The sequence below is a fragment of the Bacillus sp. z26 genome (assembly GCF_058313635.1).
On record NZ_JBZFQM010000002.1, the window covers coordinates 433995 to 450707 of the forward strand.

Annotated in this window: 13 protein-coding genes and 1 other annotated feature (1 of these 14 cut by a window edge); all 13 genes read right to left on the reverse strand. The window is 40.8% G+C overall.

Going from position 1 to position 16713, the window contains the following annotated elements; all coding sequences use genetic code 11:
• Positions 1-185 precede the first annotated feature (185 nt).
• The 13 genes from pyrE to ileS all read right to left on the reverse strand — a co-directional run bounded on the left by pyrE (position 186) and on the right by ileS (position 16421).
• On the reverse strand, positions 186-815 hold the full coding sequence (gene pyrE, locus AC4G3K_RS07325) for an orotate phosphoribosyltransferase (protein ID WP_491076834.1): 630 nt from the start codon (positions 813-815) through the stop codon (positions 186-188).
• Entirely contained in the window at positions 812-1525 is a 714-nt protein-coding gene (gene pyrF, locus AC4G3K_RS07330; protein ID WP_491132916.1) for an orotidine-5'-phosphate decarboxylase, read from the reverse strand. Before pyrF ends, pyrE begins: the two co-directional genes overlap by 4 nt.
• Complete coding sequence (locus AC4G3K_RS07335; protein ID WP_491132917.1) at positions 1497-2441, reverse strand: dihydroorotate dehydrogenase; 945 nt, start codon at positions 2439-2441, stop codon at positions 1497-1499. Before AC4G3K_RS07335 ends, pyrF begins: the two co-directional genes overlap by 29 nt.
• Positions 2438-3199: a dihydroorotate dehydrogenase electron transfer subunit gene (locus AC4G3K_RS07340; protein WP_491132918.1), complete on the reverse strand. Its 762-nt coding sequence runs from the start codon at positions 3197-3199 to the stop codon at positions 2438-2440. The genes AC4G3K_RS07335 and AC4G3K_RS07340 overlap by 4 nt, the downstream gene beginning before the upstream one ends.
• Positions 3196-6408, reverse strand: a complete 3213-nt coding sequence (gene carB, locus AC4G3K_RS07345; protein WP_491132919.1) for a carbamoyl-phosphate synthase large subunit — start codon at positions 6406-6408, stop codon at positions 3196-3198. The genes AC4G3K_RS07340 and carB overlap by 4 nt, the downstream gene beginning before the upstream one ends.
• Complete coding sequence (locus AC4G3K_RS07350) at positions 6405-7493, reverse strand: carbamoyl phosphate synthase small subunit (RefSeq protein WP_491132920.1); 1089 nt, start codon at positions 7491-7493, stop codon at positions 6405-6407. Before AC4G3K_RS07350 ends, carB begins: the two co-directional genes overlap by 4 nt.
• Complete coding sequence (pyrC, locus tag AC4G3K_RS07355) at positions 7490-8776, reverse strand: dihydroorotase (protein WP_491132921.1); 1287 nt, start codon at positions 8774-8776, stop codon at positions 7490-7492. The genes AC4G3K_RS07350 and pyrC overlap by 4 nt, the downstream gene beginning before the upstream one ends.
• Positions 8739-9677 (reverse strand): aspartate carbamoyltransferase catalytic subunit, encoded by a 939-nt coding sequence (locus AC4G3K_RS07360; RefSeq protein ID WP_491133247.1) that lies wholly within the window; start codon positions 9675-9677, stop codon positions 8739-8741. Before AC4G3K_RS07360 ends, pyrC begins: the two co-directional genes overlap by 38 nt.
• A 151-nt stretch (positions 9678-9828) precedes the next feature.
• Entirely contained in the window at positions 9829-11133 is a 1305-nt protein-coding gene (uraA, locus tag AC4G3K_RS07365; RefSeq protein WP_491132923.1) for a uracil permease, read from the reverse strand.
• A 112-nt stretch (positions 11134-11245) separates the two neighbouring features.
• Entirely contained in the window at positions 11246-11785 is a 540-nt protein-coding gene (gene pyrR, locus AC4G3K_RS07370) for a bifunctional pyr operon transcriptional regulator/uracil phosphoribosyltransferase PyrR (RefSeq protein WP_491132924.1), read from the reverse strand.
• Positions 11786-11967: 182 nt separating this feature from the next.
• Positions 11968-12882 carry an RluA family pseudouridine synthase gene (locus tag AC4G3K_RS07375; protein WP_491132925.1) on the reverse strand — a complete coding sequence of 305 codons (915 nt, stop codon included), beginning with the start codon at positions 12880-12882 and terminating at the stop codon, positions 11968-11970.
• Positions 12875-13348 (reverse strand): signal peptidase II, encoded by a 474-nt coding sequence (gene lspA / locus AC4G3K_RS07380; protein ID WP_491076824.1) that lies wholly within the window; start codon positions 13346-13348, stop codon positions 12875-12877. Before lspA ends, AC4G3K_RS07375 begins: the two co-directional genes overlap by 8 nt.
• Before the next feature lie 298 nt (positions 13349-13646).
• Positions 13647-16421: an isoleucine--tRNA ligase gene (gene ileS / locus AC4G3K_RS07385; protein ID WP_491076823.1), complete on the reverse strand. Its 2775-nt coding sequence runs from the start codon at positions 16419-16421 to the stop codon at positions 13647-13649.
• Positions 16422-16492: 71 nt separating this feature from the next.
• Positions 16493-16713, reverse strand: a binding site (T-box leader); it runs 14 nt beyond the window's last position.

The window sequence follows — 16713 nt, forward strand, 5'->3', positions numbered from 1 at the left end:
CTAAATATACTGGAAAAGAAGAGGTATTTTATCTCTAGTTTTAAATACCTGTATGGCAGATTATTATAAGCAGCAAAAAGATTAGGTTATGATGGGTTTATCTCCTGTTCATTTATAAAACTATGAATTAAAAAAGGATAAAATCCTGATGATTCAGACTTTATCCATATTAAACCGTTATGCACTTAATAAATCCAGCTTTCATCATAAGGATTCTGCTTCCATTTGCGCAGTTTATTCAGCTCATCCTTCGTCACATACTGATGTTCTTCCGCTACTTCGATAAGTGTTGAATAATCGCTTAAGGAGTAAGATGGAACTTCAATATTAGCAAATGCCATACTTGCTTTATCCATTTCGTATGTAAAGATTGATACAACCCCGAGTACATCGCAGTCTGCTTCACGCAAGACCTGAACACATGCAATTGAACTGCCGCCAGTTGAAATCAAATCCTCTACAATTACTACCTTATCGCCTTTTTCAACTTTCCCCTCAATTTGATTTCCTTTACCATGTCCTTTTGCACTGGAACGAATATAAATCATTGGTAAGTGGAGTTGTTCACTTACCCAGGCAGCGTGCGGTATACCTGCTGTAGCTGTTCCTGCAATAATTTCTGCTTCAGGGAATTTTTCATTTATTAATTGAGCCAGGCCTTTTGCTATATCCTTCCTCACTGCCGGATAAGACATCGTTAAACGATTATCACAATATATCGGGGATTTGAGGCCGGATGACCAGATAAAAGGGTTGCTTGGCTGCAAGGCTACAGCCTGAATAGATAATAATTGTTCTGCTATTTTTCTTTTCATATTTTTCTCTCCCATTCGGTAACTATCTCATGATAAGCCCCTACTGGATCCTCTGCCGTTGTAATACTTCTTCCCACGACGATAAAATCACTGCCCTGTTCACTAGCCATAAATGGTGTAGCTACCCTTGTTTGGTCCCCTGCTGTATCACTGCCAAGACGAATTCCAGGAGTGACTGTACAGAAGTTCGTCCCAACCTGATTTTTAATTTGCTGAACCTCATGTACGGAGCAAACGACTCCATCAAGACCTGAATCTTTAGCTAATTGGCTGTAATGAATCACACTTTCAGCCAGGGTCGTCTGAATGAGTTGCTCTCGTCTCATCTGTTCTTCACTTGTACTTGTCAATTGCGTAACAGCTATACAAATCGGTCTTTTTCCTCCAGCCTGAGTACCCTTTTCAAGACCTTCAAGTGCATATTCCATCATCTTTCTTCCGCCTGCTGCATGAACATTAACCATATCGACTCCCAGTCTTGCCACTATCTCCATTGCTTTCCCAACCGTACTCGGGATATCATGCAATTTCAAGTCCAAAAAAATGTCATGTCCCAATTCTTTAATTGCCGTAATGATAGAAGGACCTTCTCCGTAATAAAGCTCCATACCTACTTTAACAGCCAATTTTTCATCCTTAAATTCCCTCAAAAAATGAAGAGTAAGCTCTCTATTCGGAAAATCAAGCGCGATGACCGGTGTATTGCGCATTCTCTTTCCAGCTCCTTCCTATACATTCTGATATATGATCAATCCCAAGCGATGTAAGAAGTTCCGGCAGAGCATCAATAATCTCAGGCATGACAAACGGATTGATAAAGTTTGCTGTTCCCACCGCAACTGCATTCGCACCCGCATAAAGAAATTCAATCACATCCTCAGCCGTTTCTATGCCTCCCATGCCAATGATAGGAATGGAAACTTGCGAGCTCACATCGTGAATCATACGAATGGCAACCGGTTTAATGGCAGGTCCTGATAAACCACCTGTCCGATTGGCTAAAACAGGCTTGGCTGTTTTGAGATCAAGTCTCATTCCTATTAGTGTATTAATCATCGTCAGTCCATCGGCGCCACCTTCTTCTACTGCCTTTGCAATGGAAACAATATCGCTGACATTTGGAGATAATTTAACGTAGATGGGTACCGACGACACGTCTTTAACCGCTTTTGTTAATTCTTTAGCGACAGTCGGGGCAGTACCAAATTGAATACCTCCGCATTTAACATTCGGACAAGAAATATTCAGTTCAAGTGCATGTACATTTGGAGCTTTACTGATCTGTCTAGCTGTCTCCACATAATCATCCATGGTGGTCCCAGCCACATTTGCAATAATTGGTACGTCGAAACTTTCAAGCCAGGGAAGCTCCTCACTCATAACCTTATCCAAGCCGGGATTTTGAAGACCAATGGCATTCAGCATCCCTGCATTCGTTTCCGCAACCCTTGGGGTCGGATTTCCGTAACGCGGTTCAAGTGTGGTTGATTTTATGATGACGGCACCCAGTTTACCGAGATCATAGAAATGGCTGTACTCTCTGCCAAAACCGAAACAACCCGAGGCTGGCATAATCGGATTTTTTAACGTTAATCCGGGCATCTGCATGCTTAAAGAATTATTCATATAATTACCTCCTCTGAACGAAACACCGGTCCATCCGTACATATCTTCCGGTACCCTTTTTCCGGTGTACGGCATACACAGGCAAAGCAGGCTCCAATCCCGCACCCCATTCTCTCTTCAAGTGAGATAAACACCTTTTTTTCTTTATACTTCTCCATAACCGCCTTCAGCATGGGCGTTGGTCCGCATGTATACACCCCATCACTATCCTGGAAGGCAGAGACACTCGTTACATATCCTTTATCCCCGTACGAGCCATCTTCCGTAGTGATAATGGTCTCCCCCAGTTCAGCAAATTCTTTTTCATAAAAAATATCTGTTGCCGTACGCAGACCTAGAATGTGCTGTACAGATACACCTTTTGCCGTAAAATCTCTTGAAAGCTGCAATAAAGGCGGTATCCCAATCCCTCCGCCAATCAAAAGTGCCTTGCCTCCCGGTCTCACTTCTTCAACCGGAAAGCCATTCCCAAGCGGTCCCATTACATCGACTTTTTCCCTCGTTTTTTTCTCTGATAGAATGCTGGTTCCTTTTCCTTCCACTCTGTAAACGATTGTAAAACGAGATTGCTCGGGATCAATCTGGCATATACTGATTGGCCTGCGCAGCAAAGGATCTATCCTGTTAGATACTCTGATATGCACAAATTGCCCCGGCATTTTCATGGAGGAGACAAGTGTCCCCTCCAAAGTCATTTCAAATATTTTCGGCGCAATCATTCGATGGCTGACAACAGTCATCATCTCTTTTTGAATCATAAGCTGATTGCCTCCCTGGCCGTTTCCATATGGTTCATTTTAGTTGTCGAAAAGGTTAAAGACTCCAACACGGTTAAAATGGCATTGGCCGTATCCAATGATGTCAAGCAAGGAATCCCATTTTCAACCGATTCACGGCGAATCCGGAAGCCGTCGCGTTCCGGCTGTTTGCCCTTGGTTAAGGTATTGATTACCAACTGTGCTTTGCCATTATGAATCATATCCAATAAATCCGGGTCATCACTGCCGATTTTCCCAACAATTCGGCATGGGATATTTGCTTGATCCAACACCTGCGCTGTCCCCTCGGTAGCTATGATTTGATAGCCAATTTCATTAAAACGTTCCGCAAGTTGTGCAGCTTCTTTTTTATCTTTATCTGCTACAGTCAAGAGAACAGATCCATGTTGTTTAATATGAATACCTGAAGCAATTAAGCCTTTATACAGCGCCTTTTGTAAAGTTTCATCTTTCCCCATCACTTCCCCAGTTGACTTCATTTCTGGTCCGAGCGTTATTTCAACCTGGCGAAGCTTCGCGAATGAAAATACAGGTACTTTCACGTAAACTCCCGTCTTTTCAGGTACAAGTCCATTATCGAAACCATAATCTTTAAGCTTTTGTCCCAAAATAACCTTAGTAGCCAATTTCGCCATCGGAACATTGGTGATTTTACTCAAAAAAGGAACAGTTCTGCTTGAACGTGGATTGACTTCAATCACATATACTTCATTGTTGGAAACAACATACTGGATATTAAATAACCCAATGATATTTAAGCCCTTTGCCAGTTTAATCGTATAGTCCACGATTTTCCCTTTAATTTCCCCTGATAGATTTTGTGGAGGGTAGACCGCAATAGAATCACCGGAATGGACTCCAGCCCGTTCAATATGCTCTATGATTCCCGGAATAACGACTGTTTCACCATCAGTTATCGCATCTACTTCAATTTCTGTCCCTGTCAAATAACGATCAATTAATACGGGATGCTTCGGATTTACCTTAACAGCATTTTTCATATAGTGAAGCAAATCCTCCTGATCATCCACAATCTCCATTGCTCTTCCACCAAGAACATAGGAAGGTCTTACCAAAATAGGATAACCTATCTCATCAGCGACTTTTACTGCTTCCTCCACTGATAATGCTGTTTTTCCTTTGGGCTGCGGGATGTTCAATTCTGATAAGGAACGCTCAAACATATCACGATTCTCAGATCGATCCACATCTTCAAGGGAAGTACCCAGTATCTTAACCCCTCTTTCGACAAGGGCTGAGGCAAGATTAATGGCAGTCTGACCGCCAAATTGTACAATGACACCTTCTGGTTTCTCTAAGTCTATTACATTCATGACATCTTCAATCGTTAATGGCTCGAAATAAAGTTTGTCGGAAATACTGAAGTCCGTTGAGACCGTTTCCGGATTACTGTTAATAATAATCGCTTCATAGCCTGCTTCTTTAATCGCCCAGACAGAATGAACCGTTGCATAATCAAATTCAACTCCCTGCCCGATTCGGATCGGCCCTGACCCCAGTACGACCACACTTCTGCGAGATGTTACAATAGATTCATTTTCATCCTCGTAACTGGAATAAAAATAAGGTGTCTCAGATTCAAACTCTGCCGCACAAGTATCCACCATTTTAAAGACAGGTTTAATTTGATTTTCTATCCGCCATTTATACACTTCCAATTCCGAGCTGTTCCAAAGACTAGCTAAGCTATAATCAGAGAATCCTAGTTTTTTGGCAGTTAATGTATATTCTGGATGAAAAGGTGTCTCTATAAGGTTACTTTCCATCTCAATGATTTTTGAGAACTTATGCAGGAAGAATAAATCGATTCCAGACCATTCGTGAATCACCTGAATCGTCAATCCACGCTTCAGCCCTTCGGCGATATAAAATAGTCGTTCATCCGTTGCCGTTCTAATTTGGTTTTCTATATCTTCATTTGTGAACATTTCAGCATTTGGCAGTTCAAAGTGCAAGATTCCAACCTCAAGGGAGCGAATTGCTTTTAAAAGAGATTCCTCGAACGTTCTGCCGATTGCCATAACCTCTCCGGTTGCTTTCATTTGCGTTCCAAGGATTCTGTTTCCCTCCTCAAATTTATCAAAAGGCCAGCGTGGTATTTTGGTTACGATATAATCCAGGGCTGGTTCAAAGCTGGCATATGTTTTACCGGTAACAGGATTAAGCATCTCATCAAGCGTCAATCCAACGGCAATCTTAGCTGCAAGCTTCGCAATTGGATAACCAGTTGCTTTAGAGGCAAGAGCAGACGAACGGCTCACCCTGGGGTTAACCTCAATAATGTAGTAATGGAAGCTATCCGGATCGAGAGCAAGCTGCACATTACAACCTCCTTCAATCTTTAAAGCACGGATGATTTTCAACGAAACATTTCGCAATAATTGGTATTCCCGATCGCTCAGTGTTTGGCTCGGTGCCACGACAATCGAATCCCCAGTATGTATTCCGACAGGATCAATATTTTCCATATTACAAACTACAATCGCACTATCATTTGAATCTCTCATGACCTCATATTCAATTTCCTTGAATCCTGCAATGCTTTTTTCCAACAAGCATTGGCTGACAGGACTGCTCATTAGCCCACCTGCTACAATTTCACGTAATTCCTCTTCGTTTGAACAGATTCCGCCGCCTGTTCCTCCAAGTGTATAAGCCGGTCGTACAATCACAGGGTATCCTACATCCTGAACAAAAGCCTCGGCTTCTTCCAGCGTATATATAATTTCGCTGTCTGGAACCGGTTCGCCTAACTTCTTCATTAAGCTTCGGAATAACTCACGGTCCTCAGCCTGCTCAATGGCAGATAACTTTGTTCCCAGAATTTCTACACCGCATTCCTCTAAAACTCCAGACTTGGACAGCTCAATAGCCAGATTCAATCCAGTTTGCCCTCCAAGTGTTGGCAATAAGGCATCAGGACGTTCTTTTCGGATGATTTTACTGACAAACTCTAACGTTAATGGCTCAATGTACACGGCATCTGCAATTTCCGTGTCTGTCATAATCGTAGCAGGATTGGAATTTACTAAGACAACACGATACCCTTCTTCTTTTAATGCGAGACATGCTTGTGTGCCTGCATAATCAAATTCTGCCGCCTGACCGATTATAATTGGTCCGGATCCAATAACCAAAATCGATTTAATATCTATGCGTTTACTCATTTTACCGCCTCTTTCAGCTTGGATTTCTCAATCATTGTGATAAATTGATTGAATAAATAATTTGTATCTTCTGGTCCCGGGGATGCTTCCGGGTGATACTGGACTGTAAACGCATCGTGATATTTATGTTTCAAACCTTCAATTGTGCCATCATTCAAAGCAATATGTGTAACTTCCAGATCCGTTTGCTCAATAGACCCATATTTTACGGTGTATCCATGGTTTTGTGATGTCAGCGCTACTTTACCTGTTGTTAAATCTTTAATTGGATGATTGGAGCCGCGATGCCCAAATTTCAATTTCTCAGTTTCAGCGTTACACGCTAAAGCAAATAGCTGATGTCCAAGACAAATGCCGAATATTGGCACTTTTCCGATTATTTTTCTTATCATTTCAATCGCATCCGGAACATTCTCAGGATCTCCCGGTCCATTGGTCAGCATGATTCCATCCGGCCGCAGTGTCATAATTTCTTCAGAGGTTGTGTTATAAGGCACAACAATTACATCACAGTCTCGGTTATTCAATTCTCTTAGTATTCCATGTTTCATTCCAAAATCTACAACGACCACTCGATAACCGCGCCCTGGACTTGGATAGGCTTTTTTGACAGAAACCTTTTGAACCTGATTACGTGGCAGTACAGTTGCTTTAACTTGATGAAGCATCGTTTCAGTGTCTTTTGTTACTGAACAAATAACCCCTTTTACTGTCCCTTTTTCACGTATCATTCTTGTTAGTTTTCTTGTATCAATCCCTGAGATACCGGGAATGTTCTTGATTTTCAAATACTCATCCAGTGAAAAACCACTTCTCCAGTTGGATGGAAAATCAGCCACTTCTTTTACAATTAAGCCACTGAGGCTGGGGGTTATAGATTCAAAATCATCCCGGTTAATCCCGTAATTGCCGATTAGTGGGTAGGTCATCGTAATAATCTGGCCGCAATAAGAAGGATCCGATAAAATTTCCTGATAGCCAGTCATTCCTGTATTAAAAACAACTTCTCCAATCTTATCGCATTCTCCCCCGAATGCTTCTCCGATAAAAACGGTCCCATCTTCTAATATTAATTTTCTTTTCATTCAGAAAAACTTCCTTTCTGCCAAACTATATTTCCTTCTACCATCGTCAATAAAGGCCACCCTTGACAGCTCACATCTGCAAATGGTGTATTCTTACCTTTGGAAAGAAAGTTCTCCGGATTGATGACTTGTTCCTCTTCTAAATCAATCAGGACGAGATCTGCATGTCTACCAATCTCTATTTTTCCGTAATCAAGATTAAATGCCTGTGCTGGTTTGATTGTTAATAAATCAATTAGTTGTTTAAGGGGCATCACTCCCTTTTTCACCAAATATGTATACAGCAGCGGGAATGCTGTCTCCAGACCAACAATACCAAACGGTGCTAACCTGATATTCTGTGATTTTTCCTCTACTGAATGAGGCGCATGATCAGTTGCGATAAAATCAATCGTCCCATCTAACAGACCTTCAATCAATGCCATTTTGTCATCCTCACCTCTTAAAGGCGGATTCATTTTAAAATTGGTATCGAGTCCCTTTATATTCTCTTCGGATAATAGCAAATGATGGGGAGTTACTTCTGCTGTTACATGAATGCCCGCCTTCTTTGCCTCACGGACCGTTCTGACCGACTCCTTTGTACTGATATGACAGACGTGATAATGACATGCTGCCGCCTCAGCAAGTAAAACATCCCTTGCAATATGGACCGCCTCAGCAACTGAAGGGATACCAGGTAATTGATGTTCCCTGGAATAGATTCCTTCATGAACACAACCATTCTGGATTAGTGTATTCTCCTCACAATGGGCGACTATGGCCATATCAAGTGCTGCAGCTTTTTTCATAGCTTCAAGCATCATTCCGGCCGACTGGACTCCGACACCATCATCGGTAAAAGCGAATGCTCCCGAATTCTTTAAAGCTGCAAAGTCAGTTAATTCCTTTCCAAGTTCGCGTATTGTAATCGAGGCATAGGGCAATACCCTTACGCTTGCCGTTTCTCTTATTCTCTGATTCAGCCAGCGCAATTGCTCGGCTGAATCCGGAACGGGACGTGTGTTCGGCATAGCAGCAACCGTTGTAAAACCACCCTTTGCAGCAGCTTTTGTACCCGTTTCAATTGTTTCCTTGTGCTCTCCGCCCGGCTCTCTTAAGTGGACATGTAAATCAATAAACCCTGGGGAAAGCAAGTATCCCCCCGCGTTAATGATGGTTACCTGCTGGTCAGTTAATTCATCCTGGATATCGATGATGAATCCATCCTTGATTAAAATATCCTTGGTGACTTGTCTTCCATCCTCAGAAAAAAATCGCGCGCTTTTGATAAGTGTATTCATGATTTACCGCCCCTCCCCTATGCTCGATACTTTTTTTTAAAGCAGCCATCCTCACGTATACTCCATTCGCCATTTGTTTAAATATTCGCGAACGCTCGCATTCAACTAAAGATTCATCAATTTCTACACCTCTGTTCACAGGAGCCGGATGCATAATTATACATTCTTTCTTCAAAAACTTTTCTCTTTCAATTGTCAATCCATATCTGTTCAAGTACTCCATTTTGCTCATTGGCATTTCCCCTGAATGGCGTTCATGCTGAATACGAAGCAACATAACCACGTCCGAATTTTTGATAGCATCATCAATGGGTTCGTAAGAAATATTACTGCCAGGAAGGCTGGCCCAATCCTGCGGTCCTGAGAATACTACCTTCACACCGAGCCTGGTTAGTGTTTCTGCATTTGAGCGAGCTACACGGCTATGCCTTATATCGCCTATAATAGCTACTTTTAATCCTCGAAACGATTGGAATTCTTGTTTAATCGTCATTAAGTCGAGTAAGCATTGCGTGGGATGGTGCCCGCATCCATCACCCGCATTTATTATGGATAAATATACAACACTTTGTATTAAATTTGCAAAATAATTGTCTTCCGGATGACGAATGACTACGGTTTCTACTCCAATCGCTTCCAATGTCTTCACTGTATCGGTAAGGCTTTCTCCTTTTAACACACTTGATGTTTGCACTTCAAATGGGATCACATCCAGCCCCAATTTCCGCTCTGCCATTTCAAAGCTGACTTTTGTTCGTGTACTCGGTTCGAAGAATAGATTGGCAACAAAGTGCCTTCTCACCGGCGTCCAAATTTCTCCACTCGCAAATGCCTCCGCATCCGAAAGCAAGCTTGAAATTTCCTCAATCGATAAATCCGTCATCGTAAGCAAGTGTTTCATAGTCATAGTCAATCAGCCCCCTATATTCTAAAAAAACCCTAATTCGTATTATACGAATCAGGGTTTTAGTTTATTTATCGAATAATCCCATAAGATATTGGAATTAATTCAACTTAACCTAATCCCTGTCTATTAATTGGATGATCTATTATCAACCTTGGCTCTCGTTGGTTTCTTTACCTGGAAGCACAAGATTTAAGATGACACCTACAATGGCGGCCAAGGCCATCCCTGAAATGGAAGCATGTTCGGTAATTTTGAGCATTGCTCCACCTACACCAATGATTAAAATGACAGAGGATATGACTAAGTTTCTATTTTTAGATAAATCAATTTTATTATCGATTAGCATACGCAAACCACTTGATGCGATGATACCGAAAAGAAGAATGGAGACTCCTCCCATCACAGCTGAAGGAATCGATTGAATAAGGGCTGAAATTTTGCCAATAAATCCGAATAGGATTGCGAATACCGCTGCCCCACCTATAACATACACACTGAATACTCTTGTAAGACCCATAACACCGATATTTTCTCCATAGGTTGTATTTGGAGGACCACCCAGACAGGATGCAATCATGATGGAAACTCCATCTCCAAATAATGAGCGATGCAAACCGGGCTTCTCTACAAAATTACGTCCTGCAATTTTACCTAGAACCAATTGATCCCCGATATGTTCTGCAATTGGGACGATGGCAACTGGAATCATGATCAGAACGATCTCCCATGTTAAAGCTGGTGTATAGTCTACAAATGGTATTGTAAAGTTTGGAATTTGGAACCAAGCTGCTTCTTTTACCGGCGTAAAATCTACGATTCCAAAGAAGCAGGCTGTAATATATCCACCAATAATACCGATTAATACTGGAATAAGTGATAAAAAGTTTTTAAAGAGAACAGAGCATGCGATTGTGATTGCAAGAGTAATTAAAGCTACTGTAATATGTTTTGTACTATAAACAAGAACTGCAGCAGATGAATCTTCATACATGGCCATATTTACTGCTGTAGATGCAAGACCAAGACCAATTACCATAATGACAGGACCAACAACTACTGGCGGTAAAAATTTCAATAGTGTTTCAGGACCCAGTTTTTTAACTAATAACGCAACGAGGGCATAGATAAGTCCTATTAAAAATCCGCCTACTAAAGCCGAACCAACTCCGCTGTTTTGATTTAATATAGTAATAGGGGCGATAAAGGCAAAGGAAGAACCAAGATAAGCAGGTATTTGTCCTTTGGTAATCAGGATGTAAACCAGTGTACCAATACCGCTTGTCAATAAGGCGATTCCCGGATCAAGGCCTGTTAAAATCGGTACGAGAATGGTTGAACCAAACATCGCAAATAAATGCTGCAGACTTAATATAAACCATTGCTTCGGAGTTGGTTTTTCATTGACATCGTACCTAATTTGAGGATTGTTTGCTGTTTCTGTAGAAGTCATAATTGTTGCCTCCCTGATGAAGTAATATTTCGAAGGGAGATGATCTTTGCATAGCTAGAATCATTTTCTCCCCCTTTTCAGCCTCACTGGACTGAATTTAAAAAGGAATTATTTATTCAAAAATGGAGACTTGTTCACCATCATCCATTTCTTTTAATTTGACGACAATTTTTTCATTTTTGGCAGTAGGGATATTTTTGCCTACATAATCAGCACGGATTGGAAGCTCCCTATGTCCTCTATCGATCAGAACAGCCAATTGTATTTGAGCCGGCCGGCCGATATCTACAAGAGCATCTAAGGCTGCCCTTACTGTTCTGCCCGTGTACAAAACATCATCGACGAGAATGACCTTCTTATCCTTTAAGCTAAAAGGAATATCTGACCCATTAACAAGTGGCTCTCCACTCTTTGCCTTTGTACTTAAGTCGTCCCGATACAAGGTAATATCCAGCTCGCCAACCGGAATATCCGCTCCTTCAATTTCATGAATTCTTTGTTGCAGGCGCTTCGCAAGAAAAATACCGCGGGTGCGTATGCCGATAATTACACAGTCACCAATACCTTTATTTTTCTCGATGATTTCATGCGCAATTCTCGTTAATGCTCGTGAGATTGCCTTTTCATCAAGTAAGGTTGCTTTCTCTAACATGCGATCAATCCTTTCTGAGGGAATTAAAAAATCCTTTTGCCGCGTGGGCAAAAGGATATAATGAACCATAGAAAAAGACGTACTTCTTCCAATTGTTTATCACGTACCTTCTCAGCCTCACGGGACTGTATTAAAGGACCTTATTAAGTTGTTTCTATATTACTTTAGGATGGATGCCCTTGTCAACAGTCAATTCTTAAAGTTTCCAAAAAATCGACAAAATATGTTGGTAAAGGTGCCTCAAATTCCAAATATTCTTCTGTTCGTGGATGAACAAATCCAAGTACGGCTGCATGCAAAGCCTGTCCATTTAAATCCGGTGTTTTTCTTGGTCCGTATTTTGGGTCCCCTGCAAGCGGATATCCAATATATTTCATATGGACACGGATTTGATGTGTACGTCCTGTTTCAAGCTGGCATTCAATAAAGGAGAAATCCTTAAATCTTTCCAGCACATGAAAATGTGTAACAGCATGACGTGAATTTCCATCGGTTACTGTCATGCTTTGGCGATCACGTTTATCACGGCCAATAGGTGCATCAATCGTACCTGCATCATGTGGAATGATGCCATGAACAAGCGCCTTGTATTTACGTGTAACTGTTTTTTCCGTTAGTTGTTTGACCAATTTCTCATGAGCCATATCGTTTTTTGCTACCATTAGCAATCCTGAAGTATCCTTATCAATGCGATGGACAATTCCCGGTCGCATAATTCCATTGATTCCAGACAAATCTTTACAATGATACATTAAGGCATTCACCAATGTTCCTGATCCATGTCCCACTGCAGGATGTACAACCATTCCTTTTGGTTTATTCACAACGATGACATCAGCATCTTCATAGTAAATATCAAGAGGAATATTCTCAGCAACAACATCAAGTTCCTCTGGTTCTGATGGTGTGATTTCAATAGAGTCACCTGGCTGGCATTTATAGTTTGCTTTTATTTGATTGCCATTAACCACGATGTTCCCTTCTTTAATCCATTGCTGGACTTGGGAACGCGACCATTCTTCATTTAATATAGAAAGGACTTTATCGAGCCTTTCACCTTTATGTTCTTCTGTTACTGTCAGTTTTTGACTATCCATTATTTAACTCCTTAGCTCTTTTTTCCTCTAAAAACATGGCAATCACCAATAATCCGACTCCTATACAAAGAGCAGAATCGGCCACATTAAAGACAGGAAAACTATATGAGAATATATACGTATGCACAAAATCTACCACTTCATTGCGGAAAATACGATCGATAAAATTACCAATCGCTCCTCCAAGGATAAGTCCAAGGGATATCCCCGTCAACTTATCAGTACTGTATTTCTTTATGTAATAGACAATTCCAATAATAACTATGGTTGTCACAATATAAAAAAACCACATTTGCCCTTGAAGAATCCCCCAAGCTGCACCACGATTTCTGTGAGAGGTGATATATAAAAAGTTTTCAATAACCGGTATACTTTCCCCATAAGTCATATACTTAACGACCAGCCACTTCGTAAATTGGTCAATTAAAATGATGAGGAATGCAATCAGATAATAAATAGATAACATGAATGTGCCCCCTACCTGATTAGAATGTCCATATCGTTTTAAAAAGTTGAGCCTCTCTAACAAATGCTGAAAATATTATCAAAAATATAGGCCCTTTCGATATGTTGAAAGGGCCTATATGTGAAATGAGCTCCCGAGAAGTTTATCAGCTTGTTTTAAGTAAATTCTTACCTAGTTATAGATAAAATCTGACATCTTCATAAGTACTGATATACATACTTATAGGAATCAGGAACACATTCACTGAGTATGACATTCACCTTTTTAATATGATTTTACGCCTGAATGCTTAACCCACTTAACCAAGTTCCGGATATTCAGTATCGACCACTGTGGAGCAGCGTTCACATAAAGTTGGATGTTTCACAACTGTACCAACTTCTTTACTGATATTCCAGCAGCGTTCACATGTTTCACCATTTGCTTTTGTTACTGTAATGGCTGCATGCTCTAATTTAATAGCTTCTTCTGGTGCATCGTAAATAGAGCCGGCCACTTCCACTGCAGAAACAATAAATAATTGTTCGAGTCTTTCCTCAATGCCTCCAAGCAATTCTTTTGTTTCTTCATTTACATACAAGGCTACTTTTGCATTTAATGATTTACCAATCACTTTTGCATTCCTTGCTTCTTCAAGTGCTTTAAGGACATCATCACGTACAGCCATAAAATGATCCCATTTTGCTTTAACAGCTGCACTGTTTGCATAGTTTTCTTCAACTGGCATATCTGTTAACTGTACACTCACAGCATCCTTATCCTCGATAAAGCTCCATACTTCATCAGCTGTATGCGGAAGAATCGGCGCAATCAGTTTAACTAATTTCATTACGCATTCATGCAGTACAGTTTGGATTGCACGTCTTTCTTCACCGTTCTCTGCATCACAGTAAAGAATATCTTTTGCATAGTCAAGATAGAAGGAACTTAAATCCTGTGTACAGAAATTATTGATGCTATTAAAGATATCGGCAAATTGATAGTTATCATACGATTTCTTAACCTGACCAACCAGTTCATTTAACTTAATAAGCATATACTGGTCCACTTCATGAAGATTTTCGTAAGAAACAGCGTCACGCTCTGCATTGAATCCGCTCAGGTTTCCAAGCAAGAATCTGAATGTATTTCGGATTTTACGATACACTTCAGATACTTGTTTCAGGATATTATCGGATACACGTACATCTGCTTGGTAATCAACGCTCGCAACCCATAAACGAAGAATATCAGCGCCCATTTGGTTAATAACTTTTAATGGATCAATCGTGTTACCTAGGGATTTACTCATTTTGCGGCCTTCTCCATCAAGTGTAAATCCATGGCTCAATACTTCCTTGTAAGGAGCTTCACCAGTAACAGCAACTGCTGTTATTAAGGAAGAGTTGAACCAACCTCTGTATTGATCAGAACCTTCAAGGTATAAGTCTGCCGGTCTTCTCAGATCTTGCCTTGCTTCAAGGACAGATTGATGGGAGGATCCGGAGTCAAACCATACATCCATAATATCTGTTTCTTTTGTAAATTGACCATTCGGGCTGCCTTCATGTGTAAATCCTTCCGGAAGAAGATCTTTTGCTTCTCTTTCAAACCAAATTGTGGATCCATAACTCGCGAATAAATCAGATACATGCTTAATGGTTTCATCTGTAATAATGGCTTCCCCATTTTCTGCATAAAACACTGGAATTGGTACGCCCCATGCACGCTGGCGGGAAATACACCAGTCTCCGCGATCGCGAATCATGTTATATAATCTGGTTTCTCCCCAAGCAGGAACCCATTTAGTTTCTTTGATTTGGTTTAATAGTTCTTCACGAATATTATCCACTGATGCAAACCATTGGTCAGTAGCACGGAAAATGGTCGGTTTTTTCGTTCTCCAATCATGCGGATAGGAATGTGTAATGAAATCAAGTTTTAACAAAGCACCAACTTCTTGAAGCTTATCCGTGATTTCTTTATTTGCTTTATCATAGAATAACCCTTCAAATCCAGGCGCTTCTGAAGTCATATGGCCTTTACCATCTACTGGACAGAGTACTCCAAGATTGTATTTTTGTCCTACGACAAAGTCATCTTCACCATGTCCTGGAGCCGTATGAACGCAGCCAGTACCTGCATCAGTTGTGACATGCTCTCCTAAAATGACCAATGACTCGCGATCATATAACGGATGTTTGGCAACTACATATTCCAGTTCAGCACCCTTAACAGTTTTCTCAACCTCAGCATTTTCCCATCCAAGTGTTTCTTTTACGGATGACAATAATGATTCTGCAACAATATATTTTGTCCCTTCCACATTTACAACTACGTAGTCAAGTCGTGGATGAACAGCAATCCCAAGGTTAGCCGGAATTGTCCAAGGGGTTGTTGTCCAAATAATAAACTTACTTCCCTCTTCGATAACACCTTTACCATTTGTTACATCAAATGCAACAAAGATTGATGCCGATTTCTTGTCATGGTATTCGATTTCCGCTTCTGCCAAGGCAGATTCACTTGAAGGAGACCAATAAACCGGTTTTAGCCCTTTATAGATATAGCCTTTTTTCGCCATTTCTCCAAAAACCTTAATTTGTTCAGCCTCATATTCCGGTTTTAACGTAATATACGGATTTTCCCAATCACCTCTTACACCCAAGCGTTTAAACTGATTGCGCTGTTGATCGATTTGCGTATAAGCATATTCCTCACAAAGTTTACGGAACTCAGCAATTGTCATTTCCTTACGATTCACTTTTTTATTTTTCGTTAAAGCTGTTTCGATTGGTAAACCATGAGTATCCCAGCCCGGTACATACGGAGCATTGTATCCATTCATAGATTTGAAACGGACGATAAAATCCTTTAAAATTTTGTTCATCGCATGTCCAATATGGATGTTGCCATTCGCATATGGCGGTCCGTCATGCAGCACAAATTTGGGAAGGTCCTTTGTGCGCTCCTGTACTAATTTGTAGATATCTTTTTCTTCCCATTCCGCCTGGACTTCCGGTTCTCTTTTAGGAAGATTTCCACGCATAGGAAATTCCGTTTTAGGCATCAATAATGTGTCTTTAAATTCCATTACATTCACTCCTTAAGTTTCCATTGAACATTAGTTACTCTATAAAATACAAAAAAGCCTCTTCATCCCGGTAAAGGGACGAAAAGGCTATATTTCCGCGGTACCACCCTTTTAGAATATTGACTCATCAATATTCCTCTTGGTATTCGTAACGTGAATGACCCGCCGCTTTTTAATGCCAATTACTTGGGTTCAAAAGCAGACTCAGGGATGATCTTCCATTCAGTTTCTTTTACCAGGCTCACACCTACCCCGGCTCGCTAAAAAAAGATTTTTCTGATGTACTGTTCCC

What these genes read in the sequence shown, in the direction of transcription:
- pyrE (WP_491076834.1), bottom strand. Translation starts at nt 815, where the DNA reads ATGAAAAGAAAAATAGCAGAACAATTATTATCTATTCAGGCTGTAGCC.
- pyrF (WP_491132916.1), bottom strand. Translation starts at nt 1,525, where the DNA reads ATGCGCAATACACCGGTCATCGCGCTTGATTTTCCGAATAGAGAGCTT.
- AC4G3K_RS07335 (WP_491132917.1), bottom strand. Translation starts at nt 2,441, where the DNA reads ATGAATAATTCTTTAAGCATGCAGATGCCCGGATTAACGTTAAAAAAT.
- AC4G3K_RS07340 (WP_491132918.1), bottom strand. Translation starts at nt 3,199, where the DNA reads ATGATTCAAAAAGAGATGATGACTGTTGTCAGCCATCGAATGATTGCG.
- carB (WP_491132919.1), bottom strand. Translation starts at nt 6,408, where the DNA reads ATGAGTAAACGCATAGATATTAAATCGATTTTGGTTATTGGATCCGGA.
- AC4G3K_RS07350 (WP_491132920.1), bottom strand. Translation starts at nt 7,493, where the DNA reads ATGAAAAGAAAATTAATATTAGAAGATGGGACCGTTTTTATCGGAGAA.
- pyrC (WP_491132921.1), bottom strand. Translation starts at nt 8,776, where the DNA reads ATGAATACACTTATCAAAAGCGCGCGATTTTTTTCTGAGGATGGAAGA.
- AC4G3K_RS07360 (WP_491133247.1), bottom strand. Translation starts at nt 9,677, where the DNA reads ATGAAACACTTGCTTACGATGACGGATTTATCGATTGAGGAAATTTCA.
- uraA (WP_491132923.1), bottom strand. Translation starts at nt 11,133, where the DNA reads ATGACTTCTACAGAAACAGCAAACAATCCTCAAATTAGGTACGATGTC.
- pyrR (WP_491132924.1), bottom strand. Translation starts at nt 11,785, where the DNA reads ATGTTAGAGAAAGCAACCTTACTTGATGAAAAGGCAATCTCACGAGCA.
- AC4G3K_RS07375 (WP_491132925.1), bottom strand. Translation starts at nt 12,882, where the DNA reads ATGGATAGTCAAAAACTGACAGTAACAGAAGAACATAAAGGTGAAAGG.
- lspA (WP_491076824.1), bottom strand. Translation starts at nt 13,348, where the DNA reads ATGTTATCTATTTATTATCTGATTGCATTCCTCATCATTTTAATTGAC.
- ileS (WP_491076823.1), bottom strand. Translation starts at nt 16,421, where the DNA reads ATGGAATTTAAAGACACATTATTGATGCCTAAAACGGAATTTCCTATG.